Source organism: Rhabdobacter roseus (assembly GCF_014202275.1).
GTDB classification, from domain to species: domain Bacteria; phylum Bacteroidota; class Bacteroidia; order Cytophagales; family Spirosomataceae; genus Rhabdobacter; species Rhabdobacter roseus.
Genome location: NZ_JACHGF010000001.1, coordinates 592,313 through 618,281, shown reverse-complemented (window position 1 = coordinate 618,281; position 25,969 = coordinate 592,313). Strand labels below are relative to the sequence as shown.

At 53.5% G+C, this 25,969-nt stretch carries 15 protein-coding genes; 5 read left to right on the top strand and 10 right to left on the bottom strand.

Annotated elements, in window-relative coordinates:
- Positions 1-129 precede the first annotated feature (129 nt).
- On the top strand, positions 130-903 hold the full coding sequence (locus tag HNQ92_RS02650; protein WP_184170515.1) for a lipoprotein signal peptidase: 774 nt from the start codon (positions 130-132) through the stop codon (positions 901-903).
- 58 nt (positions 904-961) lie between these two features.
- Here HNQ92_RS02650 and HNQ92_RS02645 read toward each other — a convergent pair whose 3' ends face one another.
- The 9 genes from HNQ92_RS02645 to HNQ92_RS02605 form a co-directional block, all read right to left on the bottom strand.
- Positions 962-2,506: a hypothetical protein gene (locus tag HNQ92_RS02645; protein WP_184170512.1), complete on the bottom strand. Its 1,545-nt coding sequence runs from the start codon at positions 2,504-2,506 to the stop codon at positions 962-964.
- Positions 2,507-3,092: 586 nt separating this feature from the next.
- Positions 3,093-3,728: an OmpH/Skp family outer membrane protein gene (locus HNQ92_RS02640; protein ID WP_184170509.1), complete on the bottom strand. Its 636-nt coding sequence runs from the start codon at positions 3,726-3,728 to the stop codon at positions 3,093-3,095.
- A gap of 10 nt (positions 3,729-3,738) precedes the next feature.
- Positions 3,739-4,320, bottom strand: coding sequence for an OmpH/Skp family outer membrane protein (locus HNQ92_RS02635; RefSeq protein WP_184170506.1), 582 nt, complete (start codon positions 4,318-4,320; stop codon positions 3,739-3,741).
- Between the two features lie 48 nt (positions 4,321-4,368).
- The gene (gene bamA, locus HNQ92_RS02630) at positions 4,369-6,966 is read right to left on the bottom strand and encodes an outer membrane protein assembly factor BamA (RefSeq protein WP_184170503.1); all 2,598 of its coding nucleotides are present in this window, start codon (positions 6,964-6,966) and stop codon (positions 4,369-4,371) included.
- Between the two features lie 7 nt (positions 6,967-6,973).
- Entirely contained in the window at positions 6,974-7,723 is a 750-nt protein-coding gene (uppS, locus tag HNQ92_RS02625; RefSeq protein ID WP_184170500.1) for an undecaprenyl pyrophosphate synthase, read from the bottom strand.
- A gap of 212 nt (positions 7,724-7,935) precedes the next feature.
- On the bottom strand, positions 7,936-8,721 hold the full coding sequence (locus HNQ92_RS02620; protein ID WP_184170497.1) for a LytR/AlgR family response regulator transcription factor: 786 nt from the start codon (positions 8,719-8,721) through the stop codon (positions 7,936-7,938).
- Positions 8,722-8,784: 63 nt separating this feature from the next.
- On the bottom strand, positions 8,785-10,245 hold the full coding sequence (locus HNQ92_RS02615) for a histidine kinase (protein ID WP_184170494.1): 1,461 nt from the start codon (positions 10,243-10,245) through the stop codon (positions 8,785-8,787).
- Positions 10,246-10,341: 96 nt separating this feature from the next.
- Entirely contained in the window at positions 10,342-11,001 is a 660-nt protein-coding gene (locus HNQ92_RS02610; RefSeq protein ID WP_184170491.1) for a hypothetical protein, read from the bottom strand.
- Between the two features lie 51 nt (positions 11,002-11,052).
- On the bottom strand, positions 11,053-13,215 hold the full coding sequence (locus tag HNQ92_RS02605; protein ID WP_184170488.1) for a TonB-dependent receptor: 2,163 nt from the start codon (positions 13,213-13,215) through the stop codon (positions 11,053-11,055).
- Between the two features lie 330 nt (positions 13,216-13,545).
- Between HNQ92_RS02605 and HNQ92_RS02600 the strand changes: the two genes are divergently transcribed.
- From HNQ92_RS02600 to HNQ92_RS02585, 4 genes are all read left to right on the top strand, one after another.
- Positions 13,546-14,385: a 1,4-dihydroxy-2-naphthoyl-CoA synthase gene (locus HNQ92_RS02600; RefSeq protein ID WP_184170485.1), complete on the top strand. Its 840-nt coding sequence runs from the start codon at positions 13,546-13,548 to the stop codon at positions 14,383-14,385.
- A 403-nt stretch (positions 14,386-14,788) separates the two neighbouring features.
- Positions 14,789-17,887 carry a SusC/RagA family TonB-linked outer membrane protein gene (locus HNQ92_RS02595; RefSeq protein WP_184170482.1) on the top strand — a complete coding sequence of 1,033 codons (3,099 nt, stop codon included), beginning with the start codon at positions 14,789-14,791 and terminating at the stop codon, positions 17,885-17,887.
- Positions 17,888-17,935: 48 nt separating this feature from the next.
- A complete protein-coding gene (locus tag HNQ92_RS02590; protein ID WP_184170479.1) occupies positions 17,936-19,477 on the top strand; it encodes a RagB/SusD family nutrient uptake outer membrane protein in 1,542 nt (513 codons plus the stop codon).
- 63 nt (positions 19,478-19,540) lie between these two features.
- Positions 19,541-22,942 (top strand): VCBS repeat-containing protein, encoded by a 3,402-nt coding sequence (locus HNQ92_RS02585; protein ID WP_184170476.1) that lies wholly within the window; start codon positions 19,541-19,543, stop codon positions 22,940-22,942.
- Here HNQ92_RS02585 and HNQ92_RS02580 read toward each other — a convergent pair.
- Entirely contained in the window at positions 22,931-25,879 is a 2,949-nt protein-coding gene (locus HNQ92_RS02580; RefSeq protein ID WP_184170473.1) for a ligand-binding sensor domain-containing protein, read from the bottom strand. The two genes, HNQ92_RS02585 and HNQ92_RS02580, sit on opposite strands and share 12 nt — an antisense overlap.
- Positions 25,880-25,969: the final 90 nt, after the last annotated feature.

The following is a 25,969-nucleotide window of genomic DNA, read 5'->3' as shown; positions in this document are numbered from 1 at the left end:
TCTTAATAGAGATTGTTCACAGCATTAAGCGCAAAAAACAATGAAGTAGCAGGCACAGGCGAACTTCCGAGGGTACTTTCAGCAGGTACTTCTAAAGCTTCCCGAGCCGCATTTCCAAACGCTTCCGGAATGAATCCATCAAGAAATCCAACCAAATATTTACTCTTCAGCCTGTTTCTGATTGGCCTGGACCAGGCTTCCAAAATCCTGGTTCATACCTACATGGAGCCGGGGTTTTCGGGACAAATCTCGCTGGTCGGCGACTGGCTAAAGCTGCACTACGTTCTGAATCCGGGCATGGCCTTCGGGATGCAGCTCAGCCACGAATACGGCAAGCTCTTCCTGACTCTGTTTCGGCTCGTAGCCATGGGGGCTATTTGCTGGTACCTTATCAATCTGGCCCGGCGGGGTGCTTCCTCGGGCTTGCTGTGGGCGCTGGCCATGATTTTGGCCGGGGCCGTGGGCAACGTCATCGACAGTACTTTCTACGGGGTTTGGTTCAACATCAAAACCGAAGGGGCCTCTACACCCTGGTTTCACGGGCAGGTAATCGACATGATTTTTGTTGATTTTTGGGAGGGCTTCATTCCCGACTGGGTACCCCTCTGGGGCGGGCAGTACTATTCTACGCCTATTTTTAATATTGCCGATGCCTGTATATTTGTTGGCGTTTGTATAATCCTTGTCTTTCAGAGCCACTTCTTTACTCCTTCGCATCCGGACGACGAAGGCTATGAAGCTGATGACTACGAAGACTATACCAATCCGGCCGTTATGGATACCGAAGGTACCTCTGGCGTTTCTGAGGACTACACGCCTGCACCGCCACTTAGTCCCGATGCCGAAGTACCTACTGCCAATGAACAGGAAGACCCCGATAATACCCAAAAAGGAAGCCTCTAAGCTTCCTTTTTGGTAAGTCAATTTCTGAGTATGTACAGACCGGATTGGTCTTTCTTTTCTATTGCTGTTCCTCGTTCAGAGGAGCAAAATCTTTGAAGCTTCGTTGAATGGCTTTGTCCGTAGCTTCCTTCTTATTTTCCCAGTTGGCGTCTAGTTCAAGCGCCACCAGTCCCCTAAGATTCATTAAAGCCCGAAACTCGTCCAGCTTACGAATGAAGTCCGGGCTCCGGCGAGCGGATTTAAGGGCATACTCCCGCGCGAAGATATCGCCCTTATTCTGCAATTCGCTTTTCTTCTCCATGACGTAATTAAACCGATCCAGTAAATCTTTGGTCGATTTGCCAATCACCTCGGTAGCTTCCAAGGTACCTATGGTCATTACGGTAGTACCGCCTACGGCCGTGATGCTGTTCTTCAAGGCCGGTTTATCGGGCCCCGCAATGACGGACGAAAGACCCGTGGTGGCTCCCAGTGAAGCATTCACCACCGAGCGGTGCTGCTTTCCTTTTTTGGCACGACGGTACTGCTTCTTGAGGTACTCTTCCCGCTCCCGCATCTGCTCCAGCAATCCCCAGGCATTCACCAAAGCACCTCGGTACAACGAGTACTGATACTGATCACGCAGGGCCTCATTGACGGTATTCTTTACAGTAAAACGGATCTTACGCTCTTTCCGGTTCTGGGATTTATCCAGTACGTAAAAAACAATATTGAAAGAAAGCGTGTCGTGCGGGTCTCTTACAAAATCATAGTCGGGCTGCCAAATAAACTCGTAGCTGGTCGATGTATTCTTTCTAAGCGCACTGGCCGGAACATTCCTGTTTTCTGAGATAAAATCAAACGTGGCTATATCGTCATCCCCATTAGGGTCCGACAAGAAAAACTTGATATTTACCGTACTATTCTCATTAATCCGATAGGCCAGATCCTTCGGTACAATCGTGATCTCGGGCTCCAGGTCCAGGGTGGTGGCCTCTACTTTAAGGCGGCCCTTGGTACGAGCCTTCGTAGGCTGATCCTCGACGTAAAACTCAATGTAGCGTGCGCCCTCTTTCAAAAAATTAAATTGCTTGAGCGAGGGGTCCCAGGTTACTTCTCCGGCGGCGCTGATTTTCATGCCTTCGGGCATTTGTTCGGCTACGGGAACAAACACGATGGGATCGCTATCGGGATCACGTACCGCGTTCATGTCAATCTGGTAGGTATTGAGCGTCTTGTATTGTACGTAAAATGGACGCAGCTCATCTACCTCTGGCGGGCGGTTGACGTGTATAATCTTAAAAACGACCTGCTGGTAGGCCGTTTCACCCGCGTTGTTACGAACTTCAAAAACGACCGGCACCGATTTAACGGTATTGATCCGATCGGCAATATCGTAAGAAGGTGTCCACTTCAAAAGCCCCAAGGAATCAAATATCATTCCCTTTTGGCGGCCCTTAGGCATTGTAAACCATACAATATCTCCCTTCCCTCCTTTTGCCTTTAATTCAACCGTGATCTCCTGCCCTTCTTCCAGGATATTCCAATCCAGTTGCTCGGGCAAGATCAGCTGCAGGCCTGCCGACTGAGATGATGCATCCTGGGCCCATACCGGATGTAGCATTAATCCCAGTACTAATGATAGCAGTGAACAGAGTCTTTTGTTGAAATACATAGACTTTTGATTTCTGTTAATTGAAGTATTCGCGGAATACTAATGATCTAAACGCAAAATTACTAATTCCCGTATGCCCCTCTGGATGATACTCCTCATTTTTTTGTGGGCTATACCTAAGTTGATACCCTCCGAGCCATTTTGTACTATTTAAAGAACGCACATAAACCAGGTACCTTCTTCAAGAATCTTATCACTATTCCACAAAGGTAGTTGCTCTTTTGGCAAATAGGTTCTGTGTCAAACCTGGTCTTTGCCTATAAATCTTTTCAGCAAAAACGTATATAGATTTTTGAATCTACACTACTACTACCTTAATCAACTGTCTAAAGTTCGTTTAGTACTACCGCGTAGCGCATAGTTTTGACCTTTGAGACTCCGAACATCAATCTCGCTGAGGTTTGACGCTAGCCCGAGCTTACCATCCTGATGAAGATCAGGAGCATGCCTGTTTGTGCCGGAGTAGCTATAAAAAAGAAGCGGGACTGGTGCTAGACCAGTCCCGCTTGCGCAAAGACATCTACTCTCAGGTACCTTATTTTTTAGGAGGAGTTGTTGTCGTCTTAGCAGGTGTTGTTGTCGAAGCCGGCGTAGTAGCAGCAGGTTGTTGCTGGGCGGCGGCTTTAGGATCAACCCCCATTTTTTTAAGAATCAGATCCGTGGCGTTATAATCTTCCGAACCAACGTACAGAATCGTGGGCGAACCGCCACCCGAGCCTGAATCCAGGATGTAGAGGAAACCATTTTCTTTCCCTACCGCCTGAATGGCGTCGTTGATTTTGGCCAGTACGGGTTGTAACAGCTGCTGGTACTTGTTCTGGAACGACTGCTCTGAGTTGCGCTGGAACTCCTGAATGCTGGTTTGCAGGTTCTGGAGCTCTTTCTCCTTATCAGCCCGGATCACGTCCGACATGTTGTTGGCTCCTTTGTTATAAATATCCAGCTTCTCCTGAAACTCCTTGTACTTATCTTGGAGCGCTTTATCCAGCTGAGCCTTCGTTACTTCCAGCTCATTTTGCATTTTTTTGCTATCAGGGAGAGCTTCCAATATAAAATCTACATTGGTATAGCCAATCTTAGTGGGTGTGGCAGTAGTAGGCGTAGTTTGAGCCAGCAGAGGGGTACTTACCATGGCTAAAACCACTAGCAAGGCACTTAACTTGTTTTTCATTGTATAAAAATTATTTAGGTTTTTTGGTTGTGCTACTTTGTTTACTGGGGTCATTAACGGGCTGAGCAACGGCAGCTTTAAGGTCAATGCCCAGCTCTTCCATGACGTACTCGGTGTAGTCGTGGCGGGGGTCCGTGTAGATCAGCACGGCGTCACTGGATTTATCAAAAAGGAAATTAAGCCGACGCTGGGCGCACACTTTGTCTACGGCCCGTTGTACTCTTTCCAGAATGGGTTTCATCAACTCCTTTTTTTTCTCAAACACCATTCCGTCCATTCCAAACACGCGGCTGTTATACTCGCGAGCCTCTATTTCCTTTTCTTTAATCTCGCTTTGGCGCTTGCGCTTCAAATCATCCGTGAGCAATATTTCTTCGGCCATGAAGGCTCGTTGCAACCGGTCTATCTCCGCAAACTTGTCCTGGATCTCTTTGGCCCATTTTTCCGAAAACTGGTTCATTTCGGCTTTGGCTTTCTGATATTCGGGCATTTTACTGGTGATGAACGCCATGTCCACGTACCCAAATTTCTGAGCCTGAGCCATTCCCGGTAAAACGAACGGCAAAAGTACTAAAATAAAGAACTTATTCATGCGAGGAGACCGTTTTTTTGCACACATAACGAACAGCCTTCGGCATTATTATCGAATTTGCTGCCCGATGGTAAAGTGGAATTGCCCACCACTGCGCTGACTGGCACCCTGGATTCGGTCAAATCCGTACCCCCAGTCGATCCCTAATAAACCGAACGCTGGCATGAATATCCGGGCTCCAACCCCTGCCGAGCGCTTCAAATCAAAGGGATTAAACTCCCGGTAGTTACCCCAGTTGTTTCCACCTTCCAGGAAGCCAAGGACAAAAATGGTAGCCTGAGGGTTGAGCGATACGGGATAACGCAGCTCGGTGACGAATTTGTTATAAACGACCCCACCACCGCCGGTAAGGTTACCACTCTGGTTGAGAGGACCCACTTTCCGATCTTCGTAGCCGCGCAGACCCACAATATCCTGATCGGCCAGGGCAAAGGCCCCTTGTCCGGCTAAGCCCGAGCCCCCCACAATGAACCGCCCGAAGGGACTGATCTCCGTATCTTTGTTGTACCTACCCAGGAAGCCCATGTGCGCCCGGGCACTCACAACGAGTTTCCCAGTAATGGAAGCGTACCAGGTACCATCAAACATCCATTTGTGGTATTCCACCAGCTTGAACTTGTCCTGCGAATCGCTGGAGCCGTTCTGGCGCAGTACCGAGTAAGGAGGCGTAAAAGTACCACTCAAAGCGATCGACGAACCGCTACGCGGGTATTGTAGCTGATCGAGGGTATTGCGCGACAGCGTGGTGTTAAACGTCACGTTGGTCGAGCGGCCGTTCCGGTAGCCAATGTTGAAAAAGTCAAGGTCCTCCAGGCGGTAGCGCTGCAACGAGAGCGAGTGGCTAAGTACCATGAAGCGATCGGGTACTTGGAGGCGACGCCCCAGCGAAAAGGTGATCCCATTGTTATAGTAAGAGCCTAGAAAATTATTCAGGCTGGCCGTACTCCCCGTCGTGTAAAAGGAGTTGATGTCGCTGATTCGGTAGACCGTCCGGGTCAGGGCTACGCCAAAGTTGATGGGTTTCTTCCCGCCAAACCACGGCTCGCTAAACGAAAGCGAGTAGGTCTGAAACTGCCGCCCGTTGGCCTGAAAACGCAGGGCGAGCTTCTGCCCGTCGCCTGAGGGCAATGGCCGCCAGGTGGAGCGGTTGGGGATGTTGCGAATGGAGAAGTTATTGAACACCAGCCCCAAGGTACCTACAAACCCAATGTACCCTCCCCAACCGCCAGAGAGCTCAATCTGATCCGAGGGTTTTTCTTCTACGGTATATTCAATGTCCACGGTACCGTCTCCCTGGTTCGGAATCGGGTTGATCTGGATTTTCTCGGGATCAAAGTACCCCATTTGGGATAGCTGGCGCTGGGTGTTGATCAGCTCCGTTTTGCTAAATTTTTGGCCCGGCAGCGTAAATAGCTCCCGAAGTACCACGCGGTCGCTGGTCTTGGTGTTTCCGTTCAGCATGATGCGGTTGATGGTCGCCTGCTTTCCTTCATAAATCCGCAGCTCGATGTCGATTGAATCTCCTTCTACCGCTTTCTCGATAGGATTCACCCGAAAGTACAGGTACCCATCGTCCATGTAGATGGAGCTCACGTCACCGCCCGGAATCCCGTTCAGTTTTTTATCCAGCTCTTCGGGATTGTACACATCTCCTTTTTCCAGTCCCAGAATCCGGTTGAGTTTTTCGGAGGGATGGAGGTAGTTGCCCTCCCAGCTAATGTTGCGGTAGTAGTACTTGGGGCCTTCGTCAATTTTCAACACGATGCTCAACATTTCGTTGCCGGCGTCCCGCACGGTATCAAACTCAATGGTAGCGTCCCGGTAGCCATTCTTGCGGTAGAAAGCGATCAGCTTTTCTTTATCTTCCTCGTACTTTTTCGGAATGAACTTCGACGGCGTAAACAGGTGCCACAGCTTCTTTTCTTTGGTCCCTTTTAGCTTTCTTTTGAGCTTGCTATCCGCAATGGCTTCGTTGCCCTGAATATCTATCTGCTGAATTTTTACTTTACTTCCCTTATCTATAGTAAAGTTGAGCGTAGCCTGTCCACGGGTCGAGTCCGGTATCTGCACCACTTTTACCTTGGTGTTGTAAAAACCCTTATCCATGTAAAATTTCTTGATCACCAGCTGGGTGTTCTTGATGACCGTGGGGGTAATTACCCGGCCTTTGATCAGCTTCACTTTATCGTTCAGCGTTTCCCGCTCGCCTTTGCGGATACCCGCGAACGTCACTTTGTACAAGCGCGGCCTTTCTTTGATATGAATATTGAGCCAGATTTTCTCGCCTTCTACCTTGGTAGCCAGAATCTCGACATCATCCAAAGTACCGAAGTCCATCATTTTTTTGATGGAGGACGTCACCGCCTGGCCCGGCACCCGAATTTTATCCCCGGCCCGAAGGCCCGAAATGGAAATCATGGAGTTCGGGTCCAGGAACTGGGTACCTGATACCGTCACCTCGGCGATTTCGTATTCCTTGGGGTTGGCGTAGCTAAAATCCGTATCGGACTTGGCGGGGGTCGTTCGGCCGGAGCCACCCAAACCGATACGCTGCGCCTGGGCCGAGATGGTTAGGCTCATCAAGAGGACAAGCGGAGCCCAACGGTAGGAAGCTTTACTTAGGAGAAATGTTTTCACAGAATTCATATCGTTTTTATATACCACCTACTTTCACCTGATCGCTGGTTTTGCCAAAGCGGCGCTCTCGCTGCTGGTAGGCTACAATAGCCTGGTATAAATGGGGTTTACGGAAATCGGGCCAAAATACTTCATCATAGATGTACAACTCGGCGTAAGCAAGCTGCCAAAGAAGGAAATTACTGATGCGATGGTCACCACCGGTACGCAGCATGAGGTCTACGTCGGGTCGGCCCTGCGTGGCCAGTCGCTCGTTCAATCGCTTTTCGTCAATCTCTTCGGGTAGCAAAGTACCTTCCTTTACTTCCTGGGCCAGTTGGCGGGTGGCCTGAATAATATCCCACTTCCCGCTGTACCCCAACGCCAGCACCAGGTTGAGCCCGGTGTTGGTACGTGTGCGCTCGGTAGCTTCCTGCAGTTCTCGCCGGCAGTTGGCCGGTAGGCTGTTTAGCTCCCCAATGGAGTCCAGGCGTACGTTGTTTTTCTGTAAAGTAGGTAGCTCTTCGCGAATAGTATGCACCAGAAGCTCCATCAAGGCCTGTACTTCAAATTTAGGGCGAGCCCAGTTTTCGGTTGAAAAAGCATAAAGGGTTAGGTATTCCACGCCTAACTCCGCACAGCCTTCGGTTACCTCCCGAACGGCCTTGATGGCATTTCGATGCCCAAATATACGCGCAGCTCCCTGTTTCTGAGCCCACCGCCCGTTTCCGTCCATGATAACGGCAATGTGTTTGGGTAGATTGCTCGAATCAATGAGTTCTTTCATTACCGCAGGACTCTTTTAACATTTTTTAACAGTACCATGATCTTTACCCACGGAGGCACCAGGTCGATTCCCTTCACCAGACGAAGCGGTTGGCGGGTCAAGTGACGACAAAGAAAGGATGTATACAATGCAAATACCTTACTTAGGGTGAAACAGGGTGCAATTTAGGAAGAAGAATGACCTCTTCAAAATCAATTCGTTGGGAGGAGGTCTTACAAATCGAGCAGGCGCCGAACCGAATCCGTGTAGGAGCTGCCGGTTTGGAGCTGAGAGGCTTTTTTGTCGCGCATACTAATGAGGTACTTTCCGTTAAAATACTTTTGCACTTCCTGAATATGGTGCACATTAAGGATGATGGACCGGCTGATGCGGACGAAGTGCTCCGGAAGCTTTTCTTCCAGGCTGGTAAGGGTGTAGGAAAGCAGGTACTTTTGTCCTTCCAGGGTACTTAAGAATACGTACTTTTCTTCCGCTTCGAAGTGGGAGATGTCCGTAAGCGGAATGAGCAGGATGCGATCGCCGGACTTTACCGACAGCGAAAACATCTTTTTTTTGGGCTTCATTTCTTCCAGCAGCCGGGCCAGGCTCTCTGCGTAAGGATTCACGCCCTGCGGCTGGGTACCTTTGTCGGCTTCTACGCGCCTGCGTAGCTTTTCTATTGTTTTGAGCAGGCGGTCGTTCTCGATGGGCTTCAGGAGGTAGTCCAGAGAATTTTCTTCGAAGGCCCTGATGGCGTACTGGTCGTAGGCCGTAGAGAACACCACCAGCGGCATCAGCTGCACATGCGCCAGCATTTCGAATCCGTTCAGCACGGGCATTTCGATGTCCAGAAAGATGAGGTCGGGCCGGTGGGCTTCGATCGCCACCAGGCCTTGGGCCCCGTTTTGGGCCTCCGCCACAATGGCAAACGTCTCGGGGTACTTTTCGAGCAGGCGCCGCAGGCGCTTCAGGGCCAGGGGCTCATCGTCGATCAGGATGGTGGTGAGGGGAAAATTCATACCAGGTACTTTACGGGCTATTTCAATAGTTACAAAGGTAGTTCTCGGCCTAGGTACCTTGGCCTAAGTACCCGCGCCCGGCGGCTCGGTGAGCCGCTGCTTCTTGATCTTCACGCAAAGGTACTTCTGAGGAGCATTGTGAAGCTCCACGAGGGCATCTTCCTGGTAGAGCAGTCGGAGCTTGTCCTGGATACTCCGCAGGCCGTAGCCAGCGTTCATGGTGTCGGGGAAGGCCGGGCCGTTGTCGTAGACGCACAGGTGCAGGCAGCCTTCCTGCTCGTAGATCTGCACCCGAATGCAGCCCTGCTCGGGTAGTTTGCTGATGCCGTGCTTGACGGCATTCTCTACGATGGGCTGCAGCAGAAACTTCGGGATCCGGAGCTCGTTCAGCGTCGGGTCTTTTACTTCCACCGCAAACTCCAGCCGCGCGCCAAAACGTACCTGCTCTACTTTCAGGTAGGTAGCGACCATTTCCAATTCGTGCTCAATGCTGTCAAAATAGTCGTCGTTTCTGCGGCCGGTCGTGTAGCGAAAGAGCTTCGAAAGCAGTAGGGTCATTTCCTCGGCTTTGTCGGGGTCTTCGTGGACCAGGCTGGCGATGCTATTGAGGGAATTATACAAAAAATGAGGATTAATGCGCGCCTGGAGCGCGTCCAGCTCCGCCCGGGTTTTTAGCTTTTCCAGGTTGAGGAGTTGCACTTCCTGATCCGACATCTTGCGCGAGAGCTGTTTGCCGCGCTTGCCCAGGTAGTAGATCGCATTGGCTACCAGCACCGGCCCGATCATGTACCAGTACCAGGGTACTTTTTGGCCGGCTTCATTGGGGTACTGGATCACAAATTGATCCACCATCTCTTTTCCGAACAGAAAATAGATGCCCGCATTTACGACTTGATTAAAGACCAGGATAGTCACCGACAAGACCAGGTATTGCAGGGCTTCTCGCCGAATGAAGGGTTCCAGCCACAGGCTCATGGCCTGCGTAAGTACCACCGTAAGTACCCCGGCGGTGATATTTTGTACCGTCAGAAACTGGTAAAGACCCGCCCGTATGGGCTCGGAAGTAAAATAGATTTCGGCGGTAAAAAAAACGATGGCATTGAACCCATAGAGCATGATGGCACCCAGGATAATGGCCACCAAAGTACCTACCCAACTCTGGCTCTGGATGAGCCCGACCAGGCTGAAATCTTCCCAGTCAAACGATTTTTCGCGGGCCGAAAAACTAAAATTAATGCCATCGATTTTGGCCCCGGTCAGGTCGGCGTCCATCAGGCTGCTAAAGCTCAGGTCGGCGTTGGTCAAATCGGCATTGCGAAACGAAGCCCGGTTCAGCGCGGCGGCCCGAATGGTGGCGTTACGCAGAATAGCGCCGTTGAAGTTGGCTCGCTCCAGGTTAGAAAAACTCAGGTCGGCACCCGTTAGATCCATCCCGCTGAAGTCAAAATTAGACAGCGACGAAGCCCTCATCCGCAGGGGTTGCTGGTTGTTCTTCAGTAGATCGAGTAACTGCTCACGGTTCATGCGGCGCTGCTTTACTTTCCGGGGCCGGAAAAATCCGGTCGCTAAGTTAGGAAATTCTTTCCGAGACTGAGCGGGGGTACTTGGCAGGCTGCCCATTTACTGATTGCATTGCTCCATAAACCAACGCGTATGTTCTTTTCCCCACTGCGGATGCAAGGTACTGGCGGGCTGGAAGTGGGCGTATTTTTCCATCGCTTTTTCAAAAAGGGGCTTGGCCGCTTTCTTTCCTCCGCCGTACTCCTCGGGCGTATAAAACAGATTGGTACCCTCCAGGTAGTAAATCCGCGGGTTGTTGGCGTTGCTTTTCTTGGCAATGGCCAGGTACTCGCCAAACTGCGCGCCGTAGGTTTGCCAGCGGGACATGGGGTCGGCGGCCAGGCGCGCCTGGGTTATGTACGCTTTCATCACGGCCAGCTCGTCGGCCTGTTGGGAAGGAATGCGCTCGGCTTCTTTCAGGAGAGCATCGGCTTTGTCGAGGTACTGGTCCTTGGTCCGCAGGTTATCGCCCGAAAAACCCAACGTACCGTAGGCATAGGCGGCGTAGTAGCGCGGCAACCACTCGTTGGGTTCAGCGGCACCGATGCGCTCAAAGCGGTTAGCCAGCTCCTGCATGGCCGCCGCGTCGGGCTCGCCGGAGGTCTGCTGCTGAAAAGTCTGCAGCGCGGCGGTCATGGCCTGAAGGTACTTTTCGTTTTGGGCAAAAGCGGGAGTTAGGGCCAGTAAGGCCACGACGGCGAGCAAAAGTAGATTTTTCATAGTATTCAGGTAGTTTATGGATTGGTTAAAAATGAGTTTCAATGTATTATTCTACAAATCGGCTTTATCTACTTTTGCCTTTTTGGAGAGGTAGATCTGCATGCCTACGAAGAAGCTACGGTAACTCTGCGGACCCACGGCGTAACGCGTTTGGCCGTCGGGCGTGAAGCGGTAGGTAAAGACATTACGGGTATTCAGGACATTATCCAGCGAGGCATACAACACCACAAAGTTGCCCTTGAGGCTCGTGAGCTTGCTGGCCTGGAGGCTCACCAGATGCACCGGCGGCGTGCGGTCGCGCAGAAAGTACTCGTGGTTGGGATTGTAGTAGGGCCGCCCGCTGGTGAAGGCGTAGGTGAGGTTGAGGCTCGTCTGGATTTTCTCCAGCCAGTACTTCGTGATCAGGCTGGCGTTGTGGTTGGACACGAAGGTAGGCGTAGCCGACACCTCAAACTGCTGAAACAAGCGCCGCGAGTCCACGTAGCTGTACGAAACCCAGTAGTCAAAATTCTTGACCAATTTCTGATCCCGCCAAAAAACGTCGAAACCCTGCGCGTAGCCGTAGCCCGCGTTGTCGGTGCGGCCCCAGGGGAAGCGGTACGGATTGGCGTCGAAGGCCTGGCCGGTATATTCCCGCACCAGCTGCGCGTAGTTTTTGTAAAACGCCTCAATCCGGAACGTCCGCTTGTTTTTGATGATCTGGTAGTTCAGGATGGCGTGGTCGGCGCGCTCAAAGCCCAGGTTCTGATTGAGGTACAGGTACCTGTAATCCGGATTTTGGTAAAACTGCCCGGCGGCCAGCGCTACCTGGCTGTACGGCCCGGTTTTGTAGGCCAGCGACAGCCGCGGGGCCAGGTTGAAGCGGTTCAGGAGCGAGGAGTACTCGGCGCGGGTACCCAGGCGGGCGGCCAGTTGGCGCGACAGGTAGATTTCCGTTTCGACAAAAGCCGCCGAGTAGTTATCCTGTAGGCTATAAAGTACCCCCTCGACGCCATTCTCTAATCGAATAGCGTGTACCTCGGCCCCAAAAAGTACCGTACTGTTGCCCGGCAACTGGCGCGTCAGCACCGCCCGCGCCTGGGTGCGCTCGTCGAAGCGGTCGAAGCCCAGGCCGTCGAACGTCATGCCGTCGGCGTTGCGGCTGTACGAAAAACCGGTGTTGAGCAGCCAGCGGCCGTCGGCCCATTGGTCGGTGTAGGTACTGGTTACGAAGGCATTGCGGTTGGTAAGGTCCAGTTTCGTTTGGCCCGACTCCCGGCCGGGGTCGCGGGTGTTCATGCTCAGGCGGCTGTCGGAGTACATGCCGTATACTTTCAGCAAGCCGTGCGGGGTCGTTTTGAGGCGGTAGGTCAGCGACGAGCCCACAAATTCCGGCGCGCGCAGCCAATCCACGTTTTGTTTTACCAACGCAAACAAAGGCTTCAGGTTGCCGTAGTAAGCGACGGCCGAAACGGACTGCTTGGCACCCACGTGGTCGTAGTTGAGGCCCGCGTTGGCCAGGTTGAGGCTCACGCCCAGGCCGTTGTTGCTCACGCGGTCGGTGGTGTGTAGCAGCAGTACCGACGACAGCGCCTGCCCGTACTGCGCCGAGTATCCACCCGTGCTGAACGAAGTACCTTTGAACATAAACGGATTGAAGCGCCCGCGCTGCTGTACGTCGGGCAGGGAGCTAAAAAACGGATTCTGGACGATCATGCCGTCGATGACGACCTTTGTTTCCAGGCCCGAGCCGCCCCGTACAAAGAGCCCCTCCTGCTCGCCAACGCGCTGCGCACCGGGCAAAAACTGCATGGCTCCGGTGATGTCGGCGGCGGCTCCGGCGGTCGTCACGATGTCGAGCGGCTTGAGCATGGCCATGCGCTTTTCATCGGAGGCTTCAAAGGCTCCGGCCGTGATCACGACGGTGTTGAGCTCACTGGCGGCTTCTGCCAGCTTAATCACCAAAGGTACTTCCCGGCCCAGTAGCCGGATTTTTTGCTCAAAGCCTTCGTAGCCCACAAAGCTCACGGCCACCGTGGCGGAGTCTTTTTCGAAGGTACTAAACCGAAAAATACCCAGCGTATCGGTGGTGGTGCCGTCGTAGGTACCTTTCAGGAATACGTTGGCACCGGGCAGGGCGTGTCCTTTGCGGTCGGTGACTTTTCCGCTGACGAGCGTCTGGGCCTGGGTGGTGGTAGCCAGCCCGATCAGGAGTAGTACATAAAGAAGTTTCATGGCTAGGGCGTTTTGCTTCGTAAGTGATACAAAACTAGCCACCGCCACCACTGAGGGGTACTTATTCCCGACGAACTACCCCAAAGGCCATGATGAGTTCAGGATTTTGCCGCATGAAAAGAAACGCCCCAGGTACCTAGCCGATGCTATAGCCGCAAGTACCTGCTCTTGAACCACGGAAAGGTACTTTGAACTACCCCTCTAAGGACGTCGCATGAAGGTACCTGATGACTAGTGCTCCGGGTACCTACTTGGGCGGAAGGGTACTTTGGCTTCGGCCCGATTGGCTATTTTATGTACTTTTGGATTTCCTAAAAAAACACAAGTACTATGAGCGAATTAGCCTGGCAAACGGCCAAAGAATACGAAGATATTACGTATAAAAAACTAAACGGCGTAGCGCGGATCGCCTTCAACCGCCCCGACGTCCGGAATGCGTTCCGGCCCAAGACGGTGTTTGAGCTGCTGGATGCCTTCGAAGATGCCCGCCACGACGGCCGCATCGGGGTGGTACTTTTGTCCGGCGAAGGCCCCGCCCAGGACGGCGTGTACGCTTTTTGCTCGGGCGGCGACCAGCGCTTCCGCGACAAAGCCGGCTACAAGGGCGACGACGGCCTGGACCGGCTCAACATCCTGGAAGTACAGCGGCAGATTCGCTTCATGACGAAGGTCGTGATCGCGGTGGTGCCGGGCTGGGCCGTGGGCGGTGGGCACAGCCTGCACGTGGTGTGCGACCTCACGCTGGCCAGCCAAGAGCACGCCATTTTTAAACAAACCGACGCCAACGTGGCCAGCTACGACGCGGGCTACGGCTCGGCCTACCTGGCCCGGCAGATTGGTCAGAAGCGCGCCCGCGAGATTTTCTTTCTGGGCCGGAGCTACTCGGCTCAGGAGGCCTACGACATGGGCATGGTAAACGCCGTAGTACCCCACGCCGAGCTAGAAACAACCGCCTACCAGTGGGCGCAGGAGATTCTGGAGAAAAGCCCGATGGCGATCCGGATGCTGAAGTTTGCCTTCAACCTCATCGACGACGGCCTGGTGGGCCAGCAAATCTTTGCGGGCGAAGCCACGCGCCTGGGCTACATGACCGACGAGGCCCAGGAGGGCCGCGATGCTTTTCTGGAAAAGCGAAAGCCGGATTTTGACAAATTCACGAAACACTCCTAATTTTTGGAGCCTACGGCGTAGTCTTGCCCGGCAACCTGCTCCGTAGGCTCTCAAGTACCTGCCGGTTTTAGGTACCTCCCCTTTTTCTTCCGTCTTTTCGTGCATAACCTCACCGCCCCAGCTCCGTGAGGCTCCTACACTTGTGCATTGCTTTCGCCATCCCTTTTTTTACTCATTATCACTACTATACGTAAGGCTAGCAAATTATTAGAATGTAATTAGTAAAAGTTACAAAACAAAAAATATCCTTTTTTAGTATAAAATAATACCATACATTTATCGTGTCATTATTACAATTATTCCATATCCCACCCTTTTGAACATCGTGCAGTAGGAGTCGTTCTGAGGGGGAAGATATGGGCTGATTTATCAAAAGTTTAACCAAATCAACCATTCTAAACCTATGAGAAAATCAACTACCCGCATTTGGTGCGCTTTTTTCCTACTCCTGGTGCTAGGAAAAACAACCCATGCGCAAGACCGACAAATAAGTGGTCAGGTGACCGACGAAACCAGCAACCCCTTACCGGGAGTAAGCGTAGTAGTAAAAAACACCAACGTAGGAACTACCTCCGACACGCAGGGGCGCTTCCAAATCACCGTTCCTTCGGGCTCTAATGTACTTACACTCAGCTTTATTGGCTACAGGAGCCAGGAAGTAACAATTGACAATCAAACATCCCTTACGATACAGATGCAAACCAGCGAAGAAGCGCTGGAAGAGGTAGTAGTGGTAGGGTATGGTACCCAGCGCAAATCTTCTCTGACGGGGGCCGTTACGTCGGTGAGCCCAAAGGAGCTAAAAGCACTGCCGGTCATTAGTCCTACCCAAGCCCTTCAGGGGCGCGTACCGGGAGTGTCTATTACTAACAACAGCGGGCCGGGCTCCGAGCCGGTGATTCGGGTGCGCGGGATTGGCTCCATCAGCCTCAATCCTAACCCGTTGTACGTCATAGACGGGGTACCTGCGGGGGGACTCAACAACATCGACCCCAAGGATATTGAGTCGCTGGAGGTACTTAAGGATGCCAGCGCAGCGGCCATCTACGGCTCCCGGGCGGCCAACGGCGTGATCCTGATCACCACCCGCAAGGGTACCCGCGACGGCAAGATCAGCGTCAACGTCGATTCGTACATCGGTACGCAGTCGGCCTGGCGCACCCTGCCCTTGCTCAACCGCGACCAGTACGTTCGGTACGGTACGGCGCTGTTTACCAACGCTGGCGACGACCTGCCGCCCCGTTTTGCCAACCTCAACACCCCCATCTACGAGGGCGCTACCCAAACCTTCGCCCAAACCGATACCGACTGGCAGGATGTGATGTTTAACCCGGCTCCGATCATGGATCACCAGGTGTCTATCTCCGGCGGGAATGCCAATTCGCGCTTTTACAGCTCCGTGGGGTACTTTAATCAGGACGGGATTCTGCCATTTACCAACTACCGGCGGCAGAGTTTCCGGATCAATTCGGACCATAAGATCGGCAAACGCCTTACCGTGGGCCAAACGCTCCTGGCCGCTACGGACTTTAGAAGGCAAGAGCGCGACGGCGGCGGCCGGAGCCTGGTGATGAACATCATGCGCATGACTCCCTACTGGCCCGAGCGCGACCCCACCAAGCTGGGGGGCTTCAGCACCACGTCCAACTCCCTGGATGCCACCGACCCGGAAAACCCACTGCGCATTGTGGAGCAGGAGCAGCAGTTTAGGACCAACCACGGCGTCAAACTACTAGGTACCCTTTTCGCCGAACTACAAATCACCGACTGGCTGCGGTACCGCTTCACCTTTGGAGCCGACTTTGCCAACGGCCGGGAAGAAAACTTCCTGCCTATTTACGCCGACGGCAACCGGAACCGGCCTAACGCCGAAGTGTCCCAAACGATGACTCAATTCTTTTCGTCGGTGTTGACCAACCAGCTCACGTTTGATAAGACCTTCGGAAAACACTATATCAACCTCACGGGGGTGGTTGAGCAGCAAAATGCCACCTCACGTAGCCAGTACAGCCAGGGTTTCCGCCCCGACAACAATATTCGGGTGATTCAGGGAGCTTCCAACCTGAATACGAATACAGCATTATACGAAAATACGCTGATCTCCTACGTGGGGCGCCTCAACTACGAGCTCGCCGGAAGGTACCTGCTGGGGGCTTCGATCCGGCGCGATGGGTCGTCTAAGTTTGCGCCCGGTCGTAAGTGGGGTACTTTCCCGGCGGTGTCGGCGGGTTGGCGGATCAGTGAGGAGTCCTTCATGCGGTCGGTGGGTTGGCTTTCTGAACTAAAAATAAGAGGAAGCTACGGCCAGACCGGCTACAATGCCCTGGGTGACTACGAATGGCAGCCGCTTATCCTGGCCAACAACACCATCTACCCCTTCGGCAACCAGAGCCAGTTGGGCTCTTTTTACAACCGCCTGGGCAACCAGGAATTGAGCTGGGAGGTCACGACCATGCAGAACATCGGGTTAGATGTTTCGCTGCTCAATAACAAGATCAACTTCTCGGCCGAAGCCTACAGCCGTACGACCGACGGGCTGCTGCTCGGCGTTCCGCTTCCGATCTCGCTAGGGTACTCCGAGAGCCCGCTGGCTAACGTGGGAAGTATGAAAAACTGGGGGTATGAGCTATTGGCTGGCTACAACCATACGGGTAAGGATTTTAACTGGAACCTCACGGCCACCTTCGATATAACCCGCAACCGCGTTTTGAGCCTTGCCACTCCCAATGCCACGATTAATTCTGGTGAAAATGCGGATTTCGGTGGTTTTGACATTACCCGAACCGAAGCGGGCCACCCCATTCAGTCGTTCTTTGGCTGGCAGGTAGATGGTATTTTCCAAAGCGACGAAGAAATTAACCAATACAATGCCCTCGGTAACCCGAACGTCGCCTACCAACCCAACGCGGCCCCCGGCGATATTCGCTTTAAAGATTTGAATGGCGACGGGGTCATCAACGCCAGCGACCGTACCTACCTGGGTAGTTTCATTCCAAAGTTTTCGTACGGCCTGAACTGGGGCGGTAGCTTCAAAAACTTTGATTTTACCCTCTTTCTCCAAGGGGTGCAAGGCAATAAAATATACAATGGCACGAAGGTAGTGGGCCAGGGGATGCTCCGGCTTTTCAACGCCACCACCGACGTGCTCGATGCCTGGACGCCCAACAACCGCAATACGGATGTACCCCGTGCGGTCAACGGCGACCCCAACGGAAACACGCGCACGTCCGATCGCTTTCTGGAAGATGGCTCCTACCTGCGGGTCAAGAACCTCAGCATTGGCTATACGCTCCCCACCGCGGTACTTCAGAAACTAACGGGTACTGCCATCAGCAGGTTCCGGGTCTACGTATCCTCGCAAAACCTCCTCACTTTTACCCGCTATACAGGGTACGACCCCGAAGTAGGCTCGCGGGAATACAACCTCCTGAACAACGGTATCGATTACGGGCTATACCCGCAAGCGCGGACGCTGCTGGTGGGGGTAAACCTGGGTTTTTAAAATCAACGCTTCAAGACATCCAATCATATTAACGTAAGTCAGTCTGATATGAACAAGAAAATAATTGCAGCGTGCATCCTATTTATGGGCATCGCACTTGGCTGTAACGAAGACAATCTGAATAAGGTAAATCCCAACGGGGTTACCTTTGAAACCTACTTTAACAACGCCCAAGAGCTGACGGCCGGGGTGAATTCTATCTACGCCCTGGTGCAATCCAACAGCCTGGTGTCGCGCGAATGGTTCTTCACGCACGATCTCCGCTCGGACGAAATGGCAGCGGGAGGTGGGCAGTTGGAAGCCCCCCGCAACCAGTTGCTCACGGGGGTACATGATACGGGCAATGGCCTGGTGCGGTCGGTTTGGCAAGGCTGGTACCGTACCATCCACCGCGCCAACGTGGTTTTGGAAAAGGGACCCGAGGTTCCTGACATTGCTCCCGCCCTTCGCGATCGGCTTTTGGGCGAGGCCCGGTTTCTACGCGCCTGGGCGTACTTTGAAATCGCTACCCTCTTTGGCGGAGGCCCACTTCATACCGAATTCGTCAAGTCTGTGGATGGGGCTCTGCCCAGGTCCTCCCAAAATGAGGTTTATCAGCAAGTAATAGAAGACCTCCAGCAGGCCCAAGCCGCACTACCCGCTACCTATAGCGACGCCGAACTGGGCCGGGCTACGCGCGGAGCGGCCCAAATGCTGCTGGCTCGTACGTACCTGCAGCTGGGCGAATACGCCAACGCCCGAACGGAGCTCCAAAAAATTGTTAGCTCGGGGCAGTACCGCCTGGTCGACAACTACCTCGACAATTTCATTGAAGAAACGGAGTTCAACGCCGAATCCATTTTCGAGGTAGTTTATGCTCCCTCAGGAGGAGCCTACAACTGGGGCGCCGACGGCGACGGCACGGGCCTGGCCGCGGAGACCGTTCGTACGCAGGAGTACTCGGCCATCGGCTGGCGCAACGTCATTCCGTCCAACAAGCTTCTCAACGCCTACGAGCGCCCCTCCAAGGGAGACGCCAAACTGGACCCCCGCTACAACATGTCGTTCTGGAAAGAGGGAGACGTCTTCAACAATGGCAATAGCGTCATGACGGCCGACGCCCAGCAGGGTAACTCTTCGATTGTAGACGGTGTTCAACAGAAGATTAGCTGGCGGAAGTACTCGCTCCTTTACAAAATAGAAACCGACTACGCTACCGGAGGTATCAACATGCGGATCATGCGCTACGCAGACGCACTCCTGCTGCTAGCCGAATGCGAAAACGAACTCGGCAACCAGGCGGCGGCCATCGCGCTGATGAACCAGGTACGTGCCCGGCCCAGCGTAGCCATGCCTCCGTACCCTACTACTAATTTTCCCTGCCGCACCCAAAGGGAAGTTTTTGAGGCCATCATGCACGAACGAATGGTAGAGCTGGCCGGGGAGCAAATCCGGAACATGGACATCATACGCTGGCGGAAAAACAACAAGCTCACCAGCGAGCCCCTTAGCTACTTCCAGGCCAACCGGCACGAGCTCCTGCCGATTCCGCAAAACGAAATCGATAACAATCCCCAACTAAGCGGTAGCTCCCAGAATCCGGGCTACTAATCCTATGTTGATTCCACTCCCCCCTTGCGTTTCGGTGCAAGGGGGGAAATCCTTCTCTTCACTATGCGGCGCTATTTTTTGTCCGGATTCGTCTGGACTAACTTCTTACTCTTTCTAACGGCACTGCTCAGTCCGGCTTGCAGGCAGCGCCCCCAAACGCTGTTTGAAAAGGTAGATGGCTCTGGGATTACTTTTTCCAACAATCTTCATCCCAACGACACCTTAAACGCCTTTACGTTTACCAACTTTTACAATGGCGGAGGCGTAGGAGTTGGTGATGTGAACAACGACGGGTACCCGGACCTATTTTTTACGGGCAATCAAACTACCTCGCGGCTGTACCTCAGCCAGGGCCGTGATCTTCAATTTATCGACATCACCCAAGCCGCCGGAGTAAGTACCGACACCTGGTGCAGTGGCGTGAGCCTGGTTGATATTAATCAGGATGGGCGGCTGGATATTTACGTGAGTGTAGCGGCGCACGCTTCCTTCCAAAGTACCCGTAATCTGCTGTTTGTCAATCAGGGCTGGGGCGAGCATGGTATCCCTACCTTTAAAGAGCAGGCCGCGCAGTACGGGCTGGACTTCCCCGGCTTTACTACCCAAACCCTCTTTTTTGATTACGACCTCGACGGCGACCTGGATGCTTTCCTGCTCAATACCGCTCCCGACGCCCAAAACCCCAACTACCTTCGTCCTACGATCCACAACGGCACGCATCCTTCGTCCGACCGCCTCTTTCGCAACGAGGGCCGTAACGAACAAGGGCACTTTACGTACCGGGATGTGTCGGAGCAGGCCGGAATCCGCTACGAAGGGTTAGGCCTGGGTGTCGTAGCGGCCGATTTCAACAACGATGGGTACCCGGACCTATACTGCTCCAACGACTTCATCAGCAGCGACATTCTTTACCTCAACAACCGCGACGGTACTTTTCAAAACGCCATCGGTACCGCGATGGCCCATACCAGCCTCTTCGGCATGGGGGTTGATGCGGCGGATCTCAACAACGACCTGAGGGTAGATCTGCTCCAGCTGGATATGCTGCCCGAGGACAACTTCCGCCAGAAACAAATGCTCATTGGGCAAGACTTTGACAAAAAAGAAATGAGTATTTCGCCCCGCTACGGGTACCAGCTGCAGTACATGCGGAATACGCTTCAGCTCAACCTGGGTACCCCGCCCGGCTCTGAGACGCCCGAATTCAGCGAAATGGGCCTGCTGGCTGGCGTAGCCCGAACCGACTGGAGCTGGGCACCCTTGCTGGCCGACTTTGACAACGACGGCCTCAAGGATCTTTTCATCACCAATGGGTACCGAAAAAACATCACCGATCGCGACTTCATTAGCTACGCCGAAGAGTTCCAGTTTTTTGGCACCGACAAAGCTAAACGCACGAAACGAGATGAGCTCCTGAGCAAAGTACCCGAGATACCGCTCAAAAACTACCTGTACCGCAACGCCGGTGGCTACACCTTCGAGGATGTTTCTGAGGCCTGGGGGCTGGCCGAAGCTTCGTTTGCCAACGGAGCCGCCTGGGCCGACCTGGACGGCGACGGCGACCTGGACCTGGTCATCAACAACGTCGATGCGGAAGTATCGGTATTCCGCAATCGCTTAAACGAAATAAGCCCCGGTGCTTCCTCACTACGCATCCGCCTGGAAGGGCCACCCACCAACCGGCAGGGAGTAGGCGTGCGGGCTACCGTTTGGGCCCAGGGGCAAAGCCAGGTCGTCGAGAACCAGCCTACGCGGGGGTACTTGTCGTGCGTGGAGCCGGTGCTGCACCTGGGTTTGGGAGCACATCCGGTGGCTGACTCAGTACTTTTGGAATGGCCCGGAGGCCACGCGCAGATACTTTACAAAGTACCCCCGCAGGAGGTACTTTCCGTTTCGTACGTACAAGCTACCCCACGTCCCGGCTCAACTACCCTAACGGATAAACCACTTTTTGAGAACATCGGCACGCACTGGCTCCCTTTTCAACACATAGAAGATAACTTCGTCGATTTCAAGCAATACGCAACTTATCCCAAAATGCTCTCGCGCGAGGGATTTGCAGTAGCCATCGGCGATGTCAACGGCGACGGCCGGGAAGATGTCTTTCTGGGAGGAGCCTACCAGGGTAGTACTTCTCAGCTTTTTATCCAACAGCCCCAAGGTACCTTTCAGGCTCAGGTCTTCCCGGATAGTACTCCCGGTGAAGTAGCTCACGCTGCCTTTCTGGACGCGGATCAGGACGGGCACCTGGATATCCTGGTGGTGTATGGGAGCAATGAACGCCCTCTCTCGGCTCACGAAGCCTATCAACCCCAACTATTCCTGAACGATGGCACCGGGCAATTTCGAGTGGCTCCGGCGGGTACCCTACCCGGCCTGTCCGTGAGTGCCTCGCGGGTAGTACCTCTCGATTATGACCAAGACGGCGACACCGACCTATTCATTGCCGGTCGCCAGGTACCCGGAAAGTACCCCGTCACGCCTCGCAGCTACCTTTTACGGAATGACTCCCACAAAGGGAAAATGAAGTTTACGGATGTATCTGAACTACCCCCTGGGCAGGCCCTGCGGCAGCCCGGATTAGTGTGCGACGCGCTAAGTACGGACCTCAACCAAGACGGCTGGCCCGACTTGGTATTGGTGGGGGAGTGGATGCCCATCGGTATTTACCTCAATGAACAGGGGCACCGCTTTGTGCCTTACGCGTCGGAGGCACTGCGCCCCACGCAGGGCTGGTGGAAGAGCGTAGCCGTGGCCGATCTTAACCAGGATGGCTTGCCGGATATCATCGCGGGCAACGAAGGCCTCAATACCTTCTATAGGGCTAGCGCAAAGTACCCGCTACAAATCGTGGGCAAGGATTTTAACGATGATGGTGTGTTTGATCCCATCATGAGCCACTACCTGGCTGGCCAAAAGTACCCTACGCACCCTCGGGACATACTGAACCAGCAGATGATCCAATTCCGCAAGAAATTCCCTCGCTATGCTTCCTACGCTCAAGCCCGCTTTGAAGACCTGTTCACTCAGCAAGAATTAGCGCAAGCGGAGCACTGGGCGGCTACGCACCTTGAAAGCTCAGTTTTGTTAAATCTGGGTAAAGGTACCTTTCAAATCCTAGCCCTGCCACCCCTTGCGCAGCAGGCCCCCATATATGGTATCACGCCTTTTGATTTCACCCAGGATGGTCACGTCGATCTGCTCATTAGTGGCAATTTCTACCCTAACGAAGTACACATGGGCCGACAAGACGCCTCCCGCGGCCTCCTGCTGCGCGGAAACAGCACCGGCCATTTTGAAGCAGTCCCGCCGGAGCAGAGCGGGCTTTGGATTCGGGGAGACGCGCGTCAGTCGTACTGGCTACAGACCGGTACCGGGCGGCTTATCCTGACGGCGCTAAACAGCAGTGGTCTGCAGGCGCATCGGTACTTGAGGGATTCGTCCCGGCTGCAATCAGGAATTTGACAGCGGGATCTCGATCGTTACCTCCAGCCCTTTTCCGGCGGCGGTAAACCAGTCAATCTGTCCGCCCAGTACCGCCACGCGCGATTTGATGTTACCAATGCCCAAGCCATTGCGGGCCTTGGCGTAGTCGAAGCCATCGCCGTTGTCGCTATAAAAGAAGGAGATAACGTTTCCCGAGGGAATCACCGAAATAGTAACCTCCGTAGCGTTGGCGTGTTTGAGCGTATTATTGAGTAGCTCCTGCGTGATGCGATAAAGGCCCGTGGCGATGTCGGTGGGTAGCTGTTCGGGCAGGCGGCGCGCCTCAAAGGCTACGTGGATTTGCTCCGAGGTATTAATCTTGTGCGTCAGCTCTTCTACGGCCGCCGCGTAGCCGTACTGTTCCAGCGTACGGGGGCTTAGCTCGCGCAGGAGGCGCCGGATGTCGATCAGCGACACGTTGATGATTTCAAGTACCTGCTGCTTGATTCGCTCGGCTTCTTTGCTTGGCTTGAGGTGCCCGGTCAGCGACGAAAGGTACAGCTTGAGCGTGGCTAGCCGGCTTCCTACTTCGTCGTGCAGGTCCTGGGCTATGTTCTTGCGTTCCTGTTCCTGGGCTTCCAGGGCTATTTTGAGCCGTTCTTTCTGCCGACGGTTGAGGTTTCGGAGGCGCTGCTGAATCAGCAGATACGAGCCGCCCGTGACCGTAAGCAGATAAAACGCCGAAAACCACCACGTTCGCCAGAAAGGCGGACGAATCACCACGTACAGTTTTCGTTCCGGGCCGTTCCAGGCACCATCGCGGTTAGCGGCCTTCACTCGCAGTACGTAGCGGCCCGGGGCCAGGTTGGCGTAGCGTACGTAGGTGCGGTCACCGGCGTTTACCCAGCCTTGGTCCTGGCCTTCCAGGAGGTACTTGTAGTAGTTTTTGCCGTTGCTGTAATAGTCTATGCAAGCGAAGTCGAGGGAAAACGTATTCTGGTCGTGCTGAAGGCGCAAAAGTGCTCTTTCGTCAATGTACCCTTCCGACTGATAAGGCTCTTCGTTGACTCTTAAATTATAAAAATGAACGCGGGGGCTGTACGATAGCTTCCGAAACTGGCGCGGATAAAAATAGTTTAGGCCTTTGATACCTCCAAAAAAGCACTGCCCCGAGGCGGTCTTAAAAAAAGCGTTGCCGTTGTACTCGTAGCCCTGCAACCCATCCGACAAGTCGAAGTTACGAATTACGCCCGTCTCGACCTCCAGGCACGATAAGCCGTGGTTGGTACTCATGAAGATGTTGCCTTCGGGGGCAAGAAGTACCCCGTAAATGTAGGTATTGGCCAAGCCATCTTTTTCATTATAAAGCCGATACGCCTGGTTGTCTTTCCGAAAAGCAACGAGGCCTTTTTCGGTAGCGATCCAGAGTAAGCCCTGCAAGGTATCCTCCCGAATGCTGTTGATATTAAACTCCGTCAGGCCTTCGTACCGCTTTTCCCACTTCCCGTCGGCCGACAGCCGGAAACCATACAGCCGGTCAAAGTAGGAGCCCACCCACAAAGTACCTTCCGCATCCAGGTAGGTAGCGAAGATGTTGCGGTCGGCCAGGATAGGTACCTTTTCAAAGTGGGTAGTAGCCGGATCAAACGACCACATGCCCAGCCGGGTACCTAGCAGTAGCTTGCCGTTGGGTAGTTCCAGCATATTGCGTACGTGCGTACGGGTACGCGGGTCGTGATCAAAGAGGTACTTGGTAAAGGTTTTCGTGCTGGCATCAAACAGCATAACACCTCCGTAAGTACCTACCCACATGCGCTGGCGGCTGTCCTTAAAAATGTACTTGAGGATGTTGCCCTCGTTGGCAAAGTACCTTTCGGTAATGATGCCCCGCTTAGGATCATACAGATCGAGCCCATTCTCGGTTCCAATCCAAACGATCCCGCGGGCGTCTTCTCCCAGGCAGCGAATGGAGAGGTCGCTTAGGCGTCGTTCGGGAGGAGAAAAATCCGGGCGCCCCAAAAACCCAAACATGGAGGCATTCGGGATGATCTTAACCAGGCCGTCGGGGTCGGAGTTGGCCCAAACGATGCCGGTATTATCCACGTAGATACGGTAAATCTCGTAGTTCTTGAGGCTTTCTGAGGAGTTAGGGCGGTATTGTACTTCGGTGTACTTCCGCTTTATTTTATCAAAAATCCAGAGGCCCTGTTTCAGCGTTCCGATCCATAGCTGGCCGTTCAGGCCATGCGCCAGGCTGGCTATCACGGCGGGTACTTCGTTCGGGGTTGGGCAGGGATGCAGCTCATGGCTTTTATGAAGATGATCGAAACGAACCAGGCCCTGATCCGTACCCAGCCAGACGATATTTTGGGAGTCTACCGACAACGAATACACGTTTAGCGCTGGTCCGTATTCGCACCGAGGTGTATTAGTAAAGTAGTAGTGGTACTTTTGATTTTTTATTTCAAACCGTACTACGCCCTTGGGGCCCAGCATCCAAACGTCGCCAAAAGAAGTACGAACGGTCCAATCGACAAAGTCAAATTCCCGGCTGATGTAGGCATAAGTACCTAACTTCTTCAATTGCTGGCTTTTATAGTCATACACCATCAATCCCTGTCCTTCGGAAGAAAACCAGATCTCTTTGTCGTCGGCGTAAAAAGGAGAGGTACGCCGCTTCTGGGGAGAAGTTTTGATCAGAAAAAAGCGATCGGTAGCCCGATCGTAGCTATTCAGGCCCTCCTCGGAGCCTACCCAAATGTCGCCGTTTTTGTCTTCTACAATACCTGCAATGTTTACGCCCCTCAGCGAGAAAGGATTGTCCCCGTCGGGTTTATAAATGCGAAAATGGTGGCCATCGTAGCGATTGACGCCGTCTTGGGTACCTAGCCACAAAAACCCACGCGAATCTTTGAATATATGGTAAGGAGAGCTTTGGGATAAGCCCTCCTTGACGGTGATCCGTTGTATTTGCATGGGCTGAGCGCCCACAAAACTACCCCCTACCAGGCACCAAGTAGCTACTAGATATAGTACTATGTTAAGCTTAAGTAGCAAAGCGAGAAG

Coding starts and splice junctions, on each gene's coding strand:
- HNQ92_RS02600 (WP_184170485.1), top strand. CDS start 13,546: ATGAGCGAATTAGCCTGGCAAACGGCCAAAGAATACGAAGATATTACG.
- HNQ92_RS02590 (WP_184170479.1), top strand. CDS start 17,936: ATGAACAAGAAAATAATTGCAGCGTGCATCCTATTTATGGGCATCGCA.
- HNQ92_RS02635 (WP_184170506.1), bottom strand. CDS start 4,320: ATGAATAAGTTCTTTATTTTAGTACTTTTGCCGTTCGTTTTACCGGGA.
- HNQ92_RS02620 (WP_184170497.1), bottom strand. CDS start 8,721: ATGAATTTTCCCCTCACCACCATCCTGATCGACGATGAGCCCCTGGCC.
- HNQ92_RS02640 (WP_184170509.1), bottom strand. CDS start 3,728: ATGAAAAACAAGTTAAGTGCCTTGCTAGTGGTTTTAGCCATGGTAAGT.
- HNQ92_RS02580 (WP_184170473.1), bottom strand. CDS start 25,879: ATGCAAATACAACGGATCACCGTCAAGGAGGGCTTATCCCAAAGCTCT.
- HNQ92_RS02610 (WP_184170491.1), bottom strand. CDS start 11,001: ATGAAAAATCTACTTTTGCTCGCCGTCGTGGCCTTACTGGCCCTAACT.
- HNQ92_RS02645 (WP_184170512.1), bottom strand. CDS start 2,506: ATGCTACATCCGGTATGGGCCCAGGATGCATCATCTCAGTCGGCAGGC.
- HNQ92_RS02585 (WP_184170476.1), top strand. CDS start 19,541: ATGCGGCGCTATTTTTTGTCCGGATTCGTCTGGACTAACTTCTTACTC.
- HNQ92_RS02615 (WP_184170494.1), bottom strand. CDS start 10,245: ATGAACCGTGAGCAGTTACTCGATCTACTGAAGAACAACCAGCAACCC.
- HNQ92_RS02595 (WP_184170482.1), top strand. CDS start 14,789: ATGAGAAAATCAACTACCCGCATTTGGTGCGCTTTTTTCCTACTCCTG.
- uppS (WP_184170500.1), bottom strand. CDS start 7,723: ATGAAAGAACTCATTGATTCGAGCAATCTACCCAAACACATTGCCGTT.
- HNQ92_RS02605 (WP_184170488.1), bottom strand. CDS start 13,215: ATGAAACTTCTTTATGTACTACTCCTGATCGGGCTGGCTACCACCACC.
- HNQ92_RS02650 (WP_184170515.1), top strand. CDS start 130: ATGAATCCATCAAGAAATCCAACCAAATATTTACTCTTCAGCCTGTTT.
- bamA (WP_184170503.1), bottom strand. CDS start 6,966: ATGAATTCTGTGAAAACATTTCTCCTAAGTAAAGCTTCCTACCGTTGG.